General features: G+C 47.2%; 15 protein-coding genes. 4 read left to right on the plus strand and 11 right to left on the minus strand.

The window, feature by feature from the left end; translation table 11 throughout:
* Window positions 1-53 precede the first annotated feature (53 nt).
* From GSO_RS05535 to GSO_RS05575, 9 genes are all read right to left on the minus strand, one after another.
* On the minus strand, window positions 54-1,187 hold the full coding sequence (locus tag GSO_RS05535) for a baeRF6 domain-containing protein (protein WP_010489914.1): 1,134 nt from the start codon (window positions 1,185-1,187) through the stop codon (window positions 54-56).
* A gap of 155 nt (window positions 1,188-1,342) precedes the next feature.
* Window positions 1,343-1,810, minus strand: coding sequence for an NUDIX domain-containing protein (locus GSO_RS05540; RefSeq protein ID WP_010489916.1), 468 nt, complete (start codon window positions 1,808-1,810; stop codon window positions 1,343-1,345).
* A gap of 58 nt (window positions 1,811-1,868) precedes the next feature.
* The gene (locus tag GSO_RS17985; protein ID WP_010489917.1) at window positions 1,869-2,336 is read right to left on the minus strand and encodes a PolC-type DNA polymerase III N-terminal domain-containing protein; all 468 of its coding nucleotides are present in this window, start codon (window positions 2,334-2,336) and stop codon (window positions 1,869-1,871) included.
* Window positions 2,333-3,007, minus strand: a complete 675-nt coding sequence (locus tag GSO_RS05550; protein WP_010489918.1) for an ABC transporter ATP-binding protein — start codon at window positions 3,005-3,007, stop codon at window positions 2,333-2,335. Before GSO_RS05550 ends, GSO_RS17985 begins: the two co-directional genes overlap by 4 nt.
* A complete protein-coding gene (locus tag GSO_RS05555; RefSeq protein WP_010489919.1) occupies window positions 2,988-3,683 on the minus strand; it encodes a hypothetical protein in 696 nt (231 codons plus the stop codon). The genes GSO_RS05550 and GSO_RS05555 overlap by 20 nt, the downstream gene beginning before the upstream one ends.
* A 45-nt stretch (window positions 3,684-3,728) precedes the next feature.
* Complete coding sequence (locus GSO_RS05560; RefSeq protein ID WP_010489920.1) at window positions 3,729-4,433, minus strand: hypothetical protein; 705 nt, start codon at window positions 4,431-4,433, stop codon at window positions 3,729-3,731.
* Window positions 4,434-4,436: 3 nt separating this feature from the next.
* Window positions 4,437-5,225 (minus strand): hypothetical protein, encoded by a 789-nt coding sequence (locus tag GSO_RS05565; RefSeq protein ID WP_010489921.1) that lies wholly within the window; start codon window positions 5,223-5,225, stop codon window positions 4,437-4,439.
* Window positions 5,226-5,517: 292 nt separating this feature from the next.
* The gene (locus GSO_RS05570) at window positions 5,518-7,137 is read right to left on the minus strand and encodes a peptide ABC transporter substrate-binding protein (RefSeq protein ID WP_010489922.1); all 1,620 of its coding nucleotides are present in this window, start codon (window positions 7,135-7,137) and stop codon (window positions 5,518-5,520) included.
* A gap of 325 nt (window positions 7,138-7,462) precedes the next feature.
* On the minus strand, window positions 7,463-9,844 hold the full coding sequence (locus GSO_RS05575) for a phosphoketolase family protein (protein WP_010489923.1): 2,382 nt from the start codon (window positions 9,842-9,844) through the stop codon (window positions 7,463-7,465).
* Between the two features lie 432 nt (window positions 9,845-10,276).
* On the opposite strand from GSO_RS05575, the gene GSO_RS18130 reads away from it, so the two are divergent.
* The 3 genes from GSO_RS18130 to GSO_RS05590 all read left to right on the plus strand — a co-directional run bounded on the left by GSO_RS18130 (window position 10,277) and on the right by GSO_RS05590 (window position 12,224).
* Window positions 10,277-10,423 carry a hypothetical protein gene (locus GSO_RS18130; RefSeq protein WP_010489924.1) on the plus strand — a complete coding sequence of 49 codons (147 nt, stop codon included), beginning with the start codon at window positions 10,277-10,279 and terminating at the stop codon, window positions 10,421-10,423.
* A 15-nt stretch (window positions 10,424-10,438) separates the two neighbouring features.
* Entirely contained in the window at window positions 10,439-10,618 is a 180-nt protein-coding gene (locus GSO_RS18135) for a hypothetical protein (RefSeq protein WP_225358857.1), read from the plus strand.
* Window positions 10,619-10,775: 157 nt separating this feature from the next.
* Window positions 10,776-12,224 carry an MFS transporter gene (locus GSO_RS05590; RefSeq protein ID WP_010489926.1) on the plus strand — a complete coding sequence of 483 codons (1,449 nt, stop codon included), beginning with the start codon at window positions 10,776-10,778 and terminating at the stop codon, window positions 12,222-12,224.
* Between the two features lie 383 nt (window positions 12,225-12,607).
* On the opposite strand, the gene GSO_RS05595 is transcribed toward GSO_RS05590, so the two are convergent.
* Both GSO_RS05595 and GSO_RS05600 read right to left on the minus strand, forming a co-directional pair.
* Window positions 12,608-12,904 (minus strand): thiamine-binding protein, encoded by a 297-nt coding sequence (locus tag GSO_RS05595; protein ID WP_010489927.1) that lies wholly within the window; start codon window positions 12,902-12,904, stop codon window positions 12,608-12,610.
* An 18-nt stretch (window positions 12,905-12,922) separates the two neighbouring features.
* A complete protein-coding gene (locus tag GSO_RS05600) occupies window positions 12,923-13,642 on the minus strand; it encodes an endonuclease III domain-containing protein (RefSeq protein ID WP_010489928.1) in 720 nt (239 codons plus the stop codon).
* A gap of 124 nt (window positions 13,643-13,766) precedes the next feature.
* On the opposite strand from GSO_RS05600, the gene GSO_RS05605 reads away from it, so the two are divergent.
* The gene (locus tag GSO_RS05605; RefSeq protein WP_010489929.1) at window positions 13,767-14,588 is read left to right on the plus strand and encodes a metallophosphoesterase family protein; all 822 of its coding nucleotides are present in this window, start codon (window positions 13,767-13,769) and stop codon (window positions 14,586-14,588) included.
* Window positions 14,589-14,677 lie beyond the last annotated feature (89 nt).

Genomic DNA, 14,677 nt, shown 5'->3' on the forward strand with positions numbered 1-14,677 from the left:
ATGAGCGTCTGTCTTTTTGCTTAGGGTTACGTCTAATCTTTTCCGAAACAAACTCAAGCGTAACGCATCATTGCCCCGACTTTGGCCGGTAGTTGTTCCTCTGGCAATACCACGACCTGCCCGCCATGGCCTATCACGATATCTGCCAATGTGTTTAATAAGTTGGCGTGCTGAGCAACTTTTGAGTCACGCTCGATTCGCTCGCCATCAAGTCGGGCATGAATCCGGGCGCCCGCTTGAACAAACAGCATAGCAAGTTGCCCACGCAATGCTGCTGTGACAATGGTGGTCAGTTCCTCGGTGTAACTGCCATTACTCCGCGCCTTTTCGATCGTCTCAGCAAAACGCTGACGTCGCCGATCGCGCAAAGTTTCGCGAATCGGCGCCAACAAATCATCCAATTCGACAAAATCAAGCGTTGCCGGGCTTTTCATCACCGCAAGTTTCGGCAATAAATGATGGTTTTTGGAAATCTCCCGAAAGACCGCCACATTTTCGGCTAAGCCCATCAGTACAAGCGGCATTTTGTTCGGATTGCTATAATGCGCGAGTAAATACTGATCGACAGCCTGATAAAAGCGGCGTTGATCACTGGCCTTTTCAGCGGACTTGTCATTGTGGCCGTGATACGTCACATGGCCGCCACCTTGAGGCACACTGTTTAACTCACCGCCACGAATTTCGGTGCCCAGCGTCCCTGTCAACGTCTGGGGCGCGTCATCCGGCAAGGACACCGATCGCACCTGATGGCCGTGGTTATGGTAAAGCTTGATACTGTCGGCATTAAGCGCCAGAATATCAAAATCCGTTGCGGTCGCTTCATCCAGCATCAATGGCAAAATCTGTGGCAACTCGGTCACCATCGCCACCTCATCAACGGTTTCATACATTGGCGTGACGTACGTTTGCGTGCCGTTTGTCAGCACGCCAATACCATTCGTCTCGCATGTCTGCCAAAACATCGGATCCTGTTCATACGGTTCAAGCTCAGCAGCGTATGGCGCGAAATCCGTCTTCGGATAGGTTTCGCCCATCACCGCTTTGACATGTTTCATCATATTCTTAAACCGAATCCGTAATTCCTCAACCGGTGTGTTGTCCGGCCAAGATAGATACCGTGATACATAAGGGCCTTGCTTCGTGTCTGCTAAAAACTGCTGCAACGTCGGTCTAGTCGTTATATCCATCAAAATGCAACTCCCTTCCGGCCTGTAGCCTACCTTTAGCGTATCAAGGTTAGCAGGTAAAGGCAAAGTAAGCACCTCTAATTAGACATTTTATAATTGATGCTGCTTGTAAAGCTAGCCGGAGAGGCATGCGCCATAAGGACGGTGACACTGTGTCACTCTTTGTGATGGTCAACTAGATGCAAAAATGTCTCACTAGGCCGCATAAATTCAGCCAACTTACGCGGCCGTATTTGCCGAGATGCCTCTGAAAATGACAGCCATTGACCCCGCAAGCCTTCCTGCCAAACTATGGCTTCGGCCTGTTCTGACGATAATTCAAATCGATGCACCAGAATTAACTGCTGATAAGTTTGCTCCGGTTGTTCCCAAAATGATTCAAGCACACCCACCAGAGACGGTTGCACATCTTTCAGCCGCAACTCCTCATAAATTTCGCGAACAGCAGCCTCTGCAGCTGTCTCGCCAAATTTCACGGCACCACCGGGGACAATCGCAAAACCGCTCGTCGCTTCAAGCGTCACTAAAACCTGATCGTCGTGAATTAATAAAACCGCAGCCCGGACATCAAACTTGGCATGGGGGTTTAGTTGAAATCGAAGATCATCCTTTTCTTGAACCAAGCTATCACATCCCTTCAGAAATCGGTGCCCGCAGACAACAATTTTGCAGCTATACGCCTTAAGCTTTAAACGGCACAAGCTGCACCTGATTTTGCGAGTGCAGCGCGTGTGGCAAGGTAACCATAACCACTCGATTAAACTTAGCCTGACTGTAATAGGAATCCGTCATGGTAAGCACCTTATTATTCCGACTCAAACTTACCACTGATTCATTGGCGACTTTTCTTCCTTCGCGTTGCTGTTCAATTTGGAAACGCATATGCTTGATACTTTGTTTGGCAAGGGGTTGATCAAAATGTAACTGCACCTGCCACTTGCCGTGTACAACCCTTGCCTCAACCTTCTCAAGTATAGCTGTCTTTTGATTTAAGCCAACTTTAGCCGGTAACTTCAGCGTCCTCACACTAACTGCCGGATGCGCTACTTTAGCATTAATTGTGTGGTAACGCCACCCAAATAAACCGATAAGCAGTATGATAACCGCCAAAAATCCGAGTCGGAAAAATCGCCGCTGCGAGGTGCTCATGCTTGCATCACATCCTCGATTTTATGAAGCTGACCATTCGTCAATTCAAAGGTCTGATCAGCCAATGTTTGTAACCAAAGAAGATCGTGACTGGCAATTAACACTAGTTTGCCCTGATCTCGCAGTTCTTTTAATAGCTTTGTCAGGAAGGCAATCCCTTCTCGATCAAGCGCATTGGTCGGTTCATCCAGCACAATCAGTTGTTGATCCTCCATGATTGCTTGGGCAATACCCAATCGCTGAATCATGCCTAGTGAATAGTCTGACACTGGCTTTTTATCATCCGGCAAACCCACTTTCACCATCACCGCGTGCACATCTTCATCCGTGAGATCACTCCGAATTTGGCCAAGTGCCAATAAATTATCATGGCCATTCATATCGTTGATAAAACCCGGATGTTCAATAATTGCGCCCACACTGACTGGAAAATCACGGCGCGGATCAATCTGAACGTCATTGATTTTCACACTGCCACTGGCTAATCGAATAAAGCCAAGCAATGCTTTAAGAAAAACCGACTTGCCCGTGCCATTCGGACCAACAATGCCATAAATATTCGGCGAAACAAAAGAAAGTGAAATGTCATCAAGGATCTTTTTTCGTTTAATCGTGACCGCTAAATGAACGACATCAACCTGAATCTTTGGCTTATCTACGCTCTGTGACATAACGTCCCCACCTTCCCGGCATATAAAAAACTTGAATAAGTGTGAGCAAAAGAATCAAAACCATCTGATACCAAAGTACATTTAGCAATTGGTGATTCGTCGCAGGCATGCTCCCGATGGCAAATCGTAATGGCATTAAGGAAACCTGCAGAAAACTCAGGAAAACAACAACCAAAGTGCTCACGACACCGATCACAACCCCAAAATAGCCTTCGACAACTGTTTCAAAAACCACCAACAACACTTGGCTCATAACAATGACCAATGTAAACCAACCAGCAGCAAAAAAATGTTGCTCCGGCCAAATAAAAGGCACAACGACTGTAAGAACTACTCCCATCATGAACAAGAAACCCACTTCCATAAGCAGTAATTGTTTAAGCGGCCATAAATATGCCGAAAGCCGCGGTCGGATGCGTAAGCTAACGTAAGTATACAGGCCATCTTGGTAAGCATTCGTCACCCCTGCACCGATAAAAATTGGCAAGGTCATAAAACCCACCCAGAGAAATAGCCATAGCACTTGACTGCTGGCAAACCGATCCGGCGTTGCTCCGATAAAGGCCATCATGACCGGATCATGCACTTGACTAAACGTCGCACTATGCCGATATTGGAAACTCAGCGCTAGCGATCCCATTAAGAGAACGAGGAAAATAACCGACGCTATGCTCAATCGCCTTCGTAAAAGCCTTCTTACCCACCGTCTCTTCATATATTTTCACACCTTTATCGGCAAACGAATATGCATCAAAGTGATCGTCATCAGCTCGGTTGCAATAACGACTAACAGCCACTGCTTAACAATGTCAATCGGCCACATAGCTCCTTGGGTTAATTTTGGCGTTATAAGATTGGTTATCGCATCCAAGCCGAAACTTGGCGCAATGTAAAAAACAATGATCACTCCCAATCCAAGCGAAATGCCAACCGCTTGAGATCTGAATGCCAAACAGAAAAATAGCGTCAGCAACGTGTCAATAAAAAGTGCCGTCGCAACATTCATCATTAGATTAAGATTGGCAGCGATTATCATGACACCTTGCCCCACTTGCGAAAAAAGAAGGACAGCACCGAACCAAATGCCCCATACAACGACTGTGACAGCTAATGTATAAACTGATAGCTCATGTAGAATCTGCCGAGCAATCGATACCCGCGATCCAATTCGTAAAAGCAGGCTAGTGTTTTTTAACAGCTTTACCAACAAAAATGTCAGTACCCCAACAATTGGCAGCAAAAGTATTATTTGGCCAAAGGGTCTTTGAACAGAGAGATTGGCACCAAACAAGCCTTTTTGAAACTGCCCCGTCATTAATCCCATGATGGTAAAGCCGGATGAGACAACTAGCATGAGCAAAATAAAGACGAGTCTAGGCATCTGTGGTAAAAATCGAATTGCCAATAGCTTTCCTTTTCTTTTCATCGCTCACACCTCAACCGCCGGAACCCGAAGCGCCAAGAGACTTAATCCGATCAAAACAAAAGGCCACAGCAAGACATATATCAACGAGGGAGCACCAACTGTCGGCACTATTTGCAGATAGGTCATTGGTGCTAAGCTCACACGGGAAACCATGCTAATACCTAGCAATAAAAGTTGAAGACCCATCAAGCCCAGCAATGCGACGATTGTCTTCCCCGTCATAAAATAAAGAAAATTGGAGAAGACTGCGTAGCTTGCTCCGTAAAGGGCGATTAACAGAATCCACGCCACCATATATAGCCAAGTGTGTGTGTAAAAGAAATTGCCACCAAATCCCAAATAGCTAATCGCGACATTGTTGTTAAGCCACTGATTTGGCAATACGTTGGGATGAATGGCAAGCAATCCAAGAAAATCCATGATCAAAACAACGCTTGGTAAGATCGCACCCCACGCGCCGCCGATCATGAGTGTCTTTAGTCGATAAGCTTTGAAGTTTAATCGGCTGCGCATTAATCTGACATAACCGCTACGTCCTTGATTAGCAGCAAACATCCCACCTGCAAGAACTGAAAGCAATGGCGCTGCCATGCTCCATGCAACCGGTATGTTTGAAGAGATATCAACAGGCAGCCAGTTCATATATGGCGAGAAGAAAAAGAACCCTACCGTCTGCTTACCACCGTTGGCATCATAACCAAGATTGGCATAAAGATGCCCCAAGAGAAATAGGAGTGCCATTAAGAAAGCAGTTATGGTTGATTTGGTTTTCCAGTACTGCTTGTTGAGCAATTAAATCAACTCCATGTTTCAATTGATATCATGATGTTAAATCTCTGTATTACTTTATTCAATCATTTTTACCTCATTTTTTCTTTGATTTTACAAATCAATTTTTATTAACAAGATTATTTGAGTTCATATATTAATATGTACGAATAGTTCTATCTCTTTTTGATTTTCAAAAAATCAGTAGAAGCTCACATCAGCTTGATTTCACACTTGGATAAAAAGGGACAAGAAAAAGCTCTCTACACCACCGGCTTTCACCGATGTGGCATAGAGAGCAATTTCAAGTTTTAGCTTACTTCGCCATATACGCCCCAACAAAGTTATACATGTTGGCCGGACTGAAGGTTTCGCCTTTCAGTTTCGGATTGCGTAAATGTCCTTGAACGGTTTGATACAGGGTTGCGACTGGTGCTTCTTTGGAGAGCAGAACCTGTGCCTTCAGGAGATCATCATAGCGCTTGGTCTCATTGTTGGCATCGGTGGTCTTGGAAGCTTTGAGCAGATCATCGTACTGCTTGTTTGACCAGTGGCTGAAGTTATAGGTATTGCCCGTTGAATAGAGATCCAGGAAGGAAATCGGATCCGGGAAGTCGCCTTGCCAGCCGGAAAGGATGAACTGTGCGCTGCCATCCAATGACCGTTGGATCCGGGTCTTAAATGGTACGGAAGAAATTGATACCTTCATACCTGGCAATTGTTCCAAAGCTGATTGCAGATATTCGCCCGTCTTCTTGGCAACATCCGTGTCGTCTGTTGTCAGTGTGACTTGTTCGCCGGTTTTACCAACTTCTTTCAAGCCTTCAGCCCATAGCTTCTTAGCTTGTTTAAGGTCATACTTCTGAACGGTTTCAGATTCTTTGGCTGCATCCTTGGCAAAATCTTCGCCGGTCTTCGGATTGCTGCCTGAGTTTTCCGGTGTGATGGTTGGGATACCGAATGAGCCATCGCCGATAACCTTCTCAGCAAGCTCTTTCCGGTTAATCGCCATGGCAACCGCCTGACGCAATTTCGTGTTCTTGAAATCAGGAACCTTGTCTTCGTTCATATCAAGGTAAGTGGTACGGCCCTGTTTGTCACCAACGTAATCCTTGTCATTTTTATGCTGCTTGGCAATTTCACCAGTTAGAACAGCGTCGTCAAGCTTCTTGGTTGAGTACAGGTTAGCGGCTGTGTTGGAATCCTTAACAACCTGAACGTGAATTTTCTTTAACTTAACCTGCTTGGCATTCCAGTATGAATCGTTCTTCACTTCATCCCATGAATTACCGGTACCATTCCAGTTAGTCAACTTAAACGGTCCATTAAAGACAAGGTACTTACTTTGCGTCCCGAACTTCTTGCCATACTTTTCAACTGTCTTTTGGTTCAACGGGAAGAAGACCGGGTTGACCATCATCGTGCCAAAGTAAGGTGTTGGATGATCCAGGGTTACGACAAGTTTGTAATTGCCTTCAGCTTTGACACCCAGTGTTGAAGGTGCCTTTTTACCGGCCGTGATGTCGTCAGCGTTCTTGATGCCTGAGAACAGATAAGCATACTCTGACTTGGTCTTAGGATCGGTCGCGCGCCGCCAAGCAAACACAAAGTCCTTGGCTGTTACGGGATCGCCGTTACTCCACTTGGTTTTACGTAAATTAAATGTATACGTCAAGCCATTGTTAGTCGGCTTCACCACTTTGGTTGCGACCGCAGCCTGAAGTTTCTTACCCTTGTACCGGTATAAACCATCGCCGGTATCGACTGCCGCCTGCCCACTGACAACGTCCGTAATATGGGCATTGTCCATCGTGGAGATGACATCCTTCTCCATTCGATTAAAAGTGTCTGAGCTGCTGCTCTTGCTGCCACACGCAGCCAAAAGAACGGTTGAAGCAAAGATCATGGCTCCTGCAACTAATCGTTTAACTTTCATTTACTCACCCTCAAAATGATATTGCATTAAGAGTATATTAGATTTCAGGGAAAGTAAAGTGATTTTTTACAGATATTACACAATTTCTTGCCATTTGTTTCACGGTTTTGTCACTTATCGCGTCAACTCGTAGCTGGCATAGTCGCATAAATGCTGATGCAGCAGAATTGTATGCGATTACATTTTTTGTCGGATTAACGTCAACGTCTTGGTTTTCAAAATGTCGGAATTTTCACGTATATCCCAACAAAAAAATCGACCTCCAGTTGCGGAGATCGATTTTCGTCATGTTCATCTGTTAATGTCAAACAACACTTAGACCTGATTACTTAATCGGCTTCCAAGTCCATTCCTGCACTTCAGGGATATCTTCCCCGTTTGCGCGGATGAAGTCATGGTGGTATTGCAACGTGTCATCCATCTTCTGAATGAAAGCTGCAGCCTTTTCGGCATATGCCGGCACGTGCTGAATGACATCCTTGGCTAAGTGGAAGCGGTCAAGTTCGTTCAGAACCCGCATGTCAAATGGTGTCGTGATGTCGCCTTCTTCACGATAACCATGAATCAGCACATTGCGATTCTGGCGGGTGAAGAAGATGTCGCGAATCAAGCCTTCAAAGCCATGATAAGCAAAGAGAATTGGCTTGTCGGTGGTGAAGTAGCTGTTGAATTCGGCATCACTTAAACCACGTGGGTCGATTTCCGGACTGCGCAACTTCAGAAGATCCAAAACATTAATGAAGCGAATCTTCAAATCCGGGAAGGCATCATGCAACAAGTTGATTGCTGCCAAGCTTTCCATGTTCGGTTCGGTACCCGCTGCAGCCATCACCACATCCGGTTCAACACCGTCATCGTTGGAAGCCCAATCGATGCGTTTAAGCCCGGCATTGGCCAAAACGGTTGCTTCATCAATACTGTAGAACTGTGGCCGTGGCTGCTTGGAAGTGATCAGCACATTGACGGTGTTTTGCGAGCCGAACAATTTTGGTGAGATCGCCAACAAGCTATTCGCATCCGCTGGCAGATATTCGCGGATGTATTCAGGCTTCTTTTCCGCCATGTGGGTCAAAATGCCTGGATCCTGATGGGTGTAACCATTGTGATCTTGCTGGAATGAGGTCGAAGTCGAGACCACATTCAGACTTGGGTAAGCCTTGTGCCATGGTTCTTCGTGGGCCTTGCGAATCCACTTGAAGTGCTGGGTGAGCATGGAATCGACAACCCGCAGGAAGGCTTCATAGCTGGTAAATAAGCCATGACGGCCGGTCAGCGTGTAGCCTTCATTGAAGCCTTCTGACTGATGTTCGGACAGCTGTGAATCAATGATCCGACCAGCTGGTGCCAGGTATTGGTCAGCCGGTTCCTTGATTGGTTCCAGCCATTGCCGGTTGGTCACTTCAAACAAGCTATAAAGCCGGTTACTCATGGTTTCATCAGGGCCAAAAATACGGAAGTTGTGCGGATTCAATTTAATCAAATCACGCAGATAATCGGACCAGACAATCATGTCCTGCTTGATCTGCTTGCCATGCTCCTTGTTGTCCAGCGCATATTTGCGATAATCTGGCAGAACCAATGGCTTTGGATCAATGCCGCCATTGGTAATCGGGTTGGCGGCCATCCGTTGGTCACCCTTTGGCGGCAAGGCAGCCAATTCCGGAATCAACTTGCCATTTTCGTCAAACAGTTTGTCCGGATGGTAGGACTTCAACCAGCCTGCCAAAGAATCCGCATGCTCCATGTCTTCGGCATCAACCGGAATCGGAATCTGGTGCGCACGGAAGGAGCCTTCGATCGGTTCGCCATTCCAACTCTTAGGACCGGTCCAGCCTTTTGGTGAGCGGAAAATAATCACTGGCCAATGTGGCATGGTGGTGTCGCCGGTTTCACGGGCGTGCTTTTGAATTGCCTTAATCGTTTCAATCGCATCATCCATGACCTTGGCCATTTCCGGATTCAGCTTGGTCGGATCGTCGCCTTCAACAAAGTACGGCTTCCAGCCCATGCCTTCAAAGTACTTGGTCAGATCTTCATCCGACTTCCGGGAGAGGATCGTTGGGTTAGAAATTTTGAACCCATTCATATGAACGATTGGCAAAATCGCGCCATCGCTAATCGGATTGATGAAGGTATTGCTGAACCATGAAGCTGCCAATGGGCCGGTTTCCGTTTCGCCATCGCCGGTCACAACCGCCGCAATGACATCAGGATTATCCAGAACCGCGCCGGTTGTGTGACTCAGCGCATAGCCTAACTCCCCGCCTTCATGAATCGAACCCGGCGTCTGGGCGCTGGCGTGTGACGCCACACCGCCTGGCCATGAGAATTGCGTAAACAGACGCTTCATGCCTTCTTTATCCTGTGAAATCCGTGGATAAATTTCCGAGTATGACCCATCCAGATAAGAATTGGAAACCATAACCTGGCCACCATGACCCGGACCCTCAATGTAGAACATGTTGAGGTCGTACTTATTAATGACCCGGTTCAAATGGGTGTAAATGAAGTTTTGACCGGCAATCGTGCCCCAGTGACCGATCGGATGCGGCTTCACATCTTCACTTTTCAGTGGCCGTTCCAGCAACGGATTGTCCTTCAAATAGAGCTGGCCAACCGACACGTAATTAGCGGCTTGCCAGTATTCTGTCATTCGGTCGAAGTATTCCTTGGATGAGTAATCAACAGTCTTAACTTTTGTATCCATGCTCATACCTACTTTCGGTTTTAATGAGTTCAGTATAACACAGATTGACGAAAAAGCACTTATTTTGACTTAAATTCACTTAAATTGCCTTAATCTTAATTTGGTTAATTTTTCCAAGAGCGTGAACTGGTGCGCTTAGAAGTCGGAGTATAAGTGGCCTTAGGCGTGATGGCCCGGTTTTGGCCATTGCGCCTAAGGTCCTTATATTCCGACTTCTGCGCCAGTGAACGCGTTTAAGGCAGAGCGTGAATCAGCCCGGTTAGAAACCGGAGTGTAAGTGGCCTTGGGCGTGATGGCCCGGGCTTAGGCCATTGCGACCAAGGTCCTTACACGCAGGTTTCTGGGCTGGTGAACGCGTTTAAAGCAAAGTGATGGTAAAATAAAGTTGGATTCAAAGTTTGACAATCTGGAGGCATGCGAAGGAGGAAACCTATGAAAAGCCACTTTTTGAAAGCATTCATGGCCATCGCGGTAGTCAGTGCGGCGGCTTACTGCTTAAAGCGTTTCAGTGACGAACTTGTTGTCTATGTCTCACCCGACAAAGACGCCAGTGACAATGATGATTGGACAGACTTTTAAGGCTGATGCTTGGGGGTGATTGTTTTGTCACTATCACAGATTGATTGGCTGTTGCTGTTCTTCGCCTTGGTTGGCGCGCTTAGTTTGATCCTATTTGATCAGGTTCTGGCAGCCGCCGTAATTATCATTTTAATGGCAAGTGCGATCGTGGTGGATCGTCACATGCCACGGCATCCACGACGTCCTGCATTGTAAAAAGTTAAGACGACCGTCCGCTAGAAAATGGTGGGTGGTCTTTTTATAGTAGTTGCTCAATCGAAGCAATGTGCACGACACCCCCCCTTCCTCCGTTATCTAATACTAAAAGTCTTGACCCCAATTGGTACAATGTAAGTACTAAGGAGATGCAAACATGTCGACAACAACGAAACCTCAAGGCCGCGGTCTGGTGATGGCGGCGGTTTTTATTGCAACGTTTATGACTTCGGTTGAAGTGACGATTGTGACAACTGCTTTACCTGCGATTATTAGCGACTTGCATGGACTGGCTTATCAAAGCTGGATCATGAGCGCTTACCTGCTGACGACAGCCATTACCACGCCGATTTACGGAAAATTGGCGGATGCGATCGGCCGCCGAGGAATCTTTCAGTGGGGTGTTGTGCTGTTCACAGTCGGCACCTTGCTGAGCGGCTTGGCACCGCATATTTTATTGCTTATTTTAGCCCGTGCTTTGCAAGGGATTGGTGCTGGGGCGGTGATGCCGCTGACGTTTACCATCATTGCCGACTACTATGATTTCGCTCACCGGGCGAACGTGATGGCGCTTAATAATACAGCATGGGGTCTGTCTGCTTTGGTTGGCCCGCTCATTGGGGGCTTTTTGGTTGATCAGTTGTCGTGGCACTGGGTTTTCTTCGTGAACGTGCCACTGGGTATGCTGGTCTTCTTCCTCATTCAGATCGGGTACCGCGAACCCAACCGCAAGCATGTGTCATTAACGATTGACTGGCTGGGCATTGCTTGGCTAGCGGTTACGTTAATCGCCCTGCTATTAGGTATTCAGGCACTTGATCAACAGCCCTGGCTAGCAGCACTTTTGTTAGTCCTGGCATGTGTGGGTGGGTATCTTCTGTTCCGGCAAGAACAACGGGCAACCGATCCGTTAATTGCGCCGCAAATGTTTCAGAGTTTTACCTTTACCGTACAGATTTTGACGGCGTTATTGCTTAGCGGCGTCTTAATCGGTTATCAAATTTACTTCCCGATTTGGTTACAATCGCTGTACCATTTGGGTGCAACCGCAGCCGGGCTGGTAGTGACGTCTAGCTCCGTGTTATGGCTGGCATCATCTTTTCTGGTCGGTCCCTTGATTAAAAGATTTGTCCCGCGAACCTTGTCGTTAATGCTCGTCTTCATTCTGACATGCGCCTATTTACTGCTCACGGTTGCTTCGCCGAATTTTCCGGTATGGGCTTTTTACGTGATTGCCATGGTTAATGGAACGGTGATGGGGATTGTCATCAGCATGAACACGGTGCTTAGCCAACATCTTGTGCCGGATCGCTATGTCGGGTCGGCTACCAGTATTTTGACGCTAGGGCGCTCGCTGGGACAGACGGTGATGACTGGCGTGTATGGAGCCGTGCTGACTTTGGTGATTCGGGCGAACCTGCATGGGCTTTCTTTCAAAACCGTCAATGCGGCAATCAGCGCCAAATCAGCCACCTCGGTTCACAATCCGCAAGCAGCTGCCGCGATTCTCACCGGTCTGCATGGTGTTTTCATGATGGTCGTCGTGATGATGGTACTCGTCTTGATCATTAATTGGCGTGATCCTAATCGCGACATTATTCAGTAACTAACGAAAATGAAGTTGAGCCATAATTTCACGAGGACGCTCATAGGTTAGTGAATTCTGAACTATCAAAAAAACTTAGACAATAAGTTCCTTGCCGTGCCAATCTCCGGCCAGATGGGGTGGCGATGCGAAGCTAGAGCGGAGACGGCGCTTTGAGCCAGAAAACCGCTGTCTCAAAGTCGCCTAACAACATCAGCGACAAGCCCAGTCGCTGTGTTGTTTGCAAGTCTGAGCCCCATCTGGCCTACGATTGCTCCGCTTTGGCACTGACGAATTAATAATTTCTAGCAAATTTTCCTAGGAAAACAAAAAATGGGCCACGAATTATGACCCACCCTCTTTTGTCAGCCAGGGTTAATGACTATATGGCCACTTTTAACTGCTTAATGCTTGAACTTATCGACCTTATCGGCAATCGTTAAGCCGGTATCCTCGGGAAAATAATTGATCTTGGCATACACCATCTGGGATGTACCGCCAGCTTTAGCCGTGACCACGGGGATCTGCTTCAAAATAGCCATTAGCTGATCGTAATCGCCTTCCATAGTCGTTTCAAACGCGCTGACCTCGTAATTGACACCGGTTGATTGAATATACGCAATCACCGCGTCGACAACCTCCAGCACTTTCTTTTGATCCGGATACATTGGCAAAACCTGTACCGCAATACTTGCATTCATGACATTCGTCCTCTCTATTCACTCATTGGATGATTCTTCTGCGTGACGCCACTTACCACTGCCAGGGTCATCGTGCGGCGGTTCAACCTGAGTCGCTTCCGGCGGCCACTGATCTTCGGTTAAATTCGGTTCGAGTAAAAAGCGGTCGTCATAGGCATGCCGCACTTGCGTCTTCCCGTGCTCGTCAATCAGCGCATGCCATTCGCGGGCGTCATCCAGACTGATGCCAGCCAGTAACGGCGCAAAATCGGCCTGCATTTTGGCGTAATTTGTGTACGGGCCAAACCCCAGCCGATTAAACAGTCGCATCGCATAAGTGTCCGCAACAAACGTCTTCTTGCCAAACGTGTACATTAGCATCACGTCAGCCGTTTCATTACCGATGCCGTTTAACGCCAGCAAGGTTTTTCGCAGCTGATCGGTCGGTTTTTTGGCAATTTCGGTAAAACTGCCACCTTGGGCCACGAACCAAACTAACAGATCATGAATGCGTTGCGCCTTTTGCCGATAAAAGCCCGCTGGCCGGACAAGTTCTTCAAGTTCGGCCTGCGACAATGCCAAAAGTTGCTTAACACTCATATATGGCCGCAAGTTATGGACAGCCTGCGCAACATTCTTGGAACTGGTCCGTTGAATCAAAATCATCATCAGCCAATCTTCCAACGAATTTTGTTGCCACCAGTACTGTTTGCCATAATGTTGGCTCAAGTTATGCATGACAATCAGCCGTTTATCCATCTTTTCACCCCTAACCATTTATTAATATCGCACAATCGGCAAAAAATAAAGTAAACTGTACGTAACGGTTATTTTAATCAGACCATAACAGCTCACGCAAGAAGACGTTGAGGAGGCGACGGCGATGACCATGATTGTTGTTTCTGATATTCATGGCAACTTAAAGACAATGGATCGAGTCCGTCTGATGCAGGAAAAGTATCCGCATGTTCTGACGGTCTATCTTGGCGACTACATAGATGGCTACCCTTATGGCGGCCGCGTCTTGGCTCAGATTCATGAACAGGTTCAGGATAGTCAGGCGATCGCGGTGCGGGGCAACCATGATCAGATGCTATTAGACTACTTGGCTGACAAGGATAATCCTTGGTTCATCAATGGCGGTAAGGCGACGCTGCGTCAAATGGTCAAGGATTTTGCACCGGCTGTCAAAGGAATGAGTCTTCGTGAAGCGGTGCGCACGCATATGGCACCGTTAATCTCATTCATCGCGGAGATGCCTACTGCCATTGCTTTTGATAAGCTTTTGCTCATTCACGCCGGCCTGGACTTTTCGCTGGCAGACCCGTTAAAGGAAACAACGCCGTTTAACCGGATGTGGGTCCGTGAACCTTATATCTATGATATGAAGCAAACCCAAAGTCGTAAACACCCGATTTTTGCGCATAACCCGCTTAATAAAACCATGATTACGGGTCACACGCCGACCGCGTTGATTTATGGCGAATATGAGGACCAGGTTAAACCGCCGATCGCCGAAACGACTTTTACCGGGGGTTATCCGAAATGTCCGGTCAAGGTTATCCAATACCCTGGCGAATCGCCACGCTACTTTATTGACGGCGGCAATCACATGGGCTTCAAGGCCAATTACGGTAATATTTGCGTTTTTGACGAAACCAAGGGCGTCATGATTGACTCGGATCAAGGGATTAATGCTGAATGAACCTACCGGCTGACAGACGTTACGGAAGGTTCGCTAACCCTAAGTGTATAAAAAAGATGCAACCGGTAGATTAGCCGCCTGCATCTTTT

This window comes from Lacticaseibacillus zeae DSM 20178 = KCTC 3804 (assembly GCF_000260435.1).
Taxonomy (GTDB): domain Bacteria; phylum Bacillota; class Bacilli; order Lactobacillales; family Lactobacillaceae; genus Lacticaseibacillus; species Lacticaseibacillus zeae.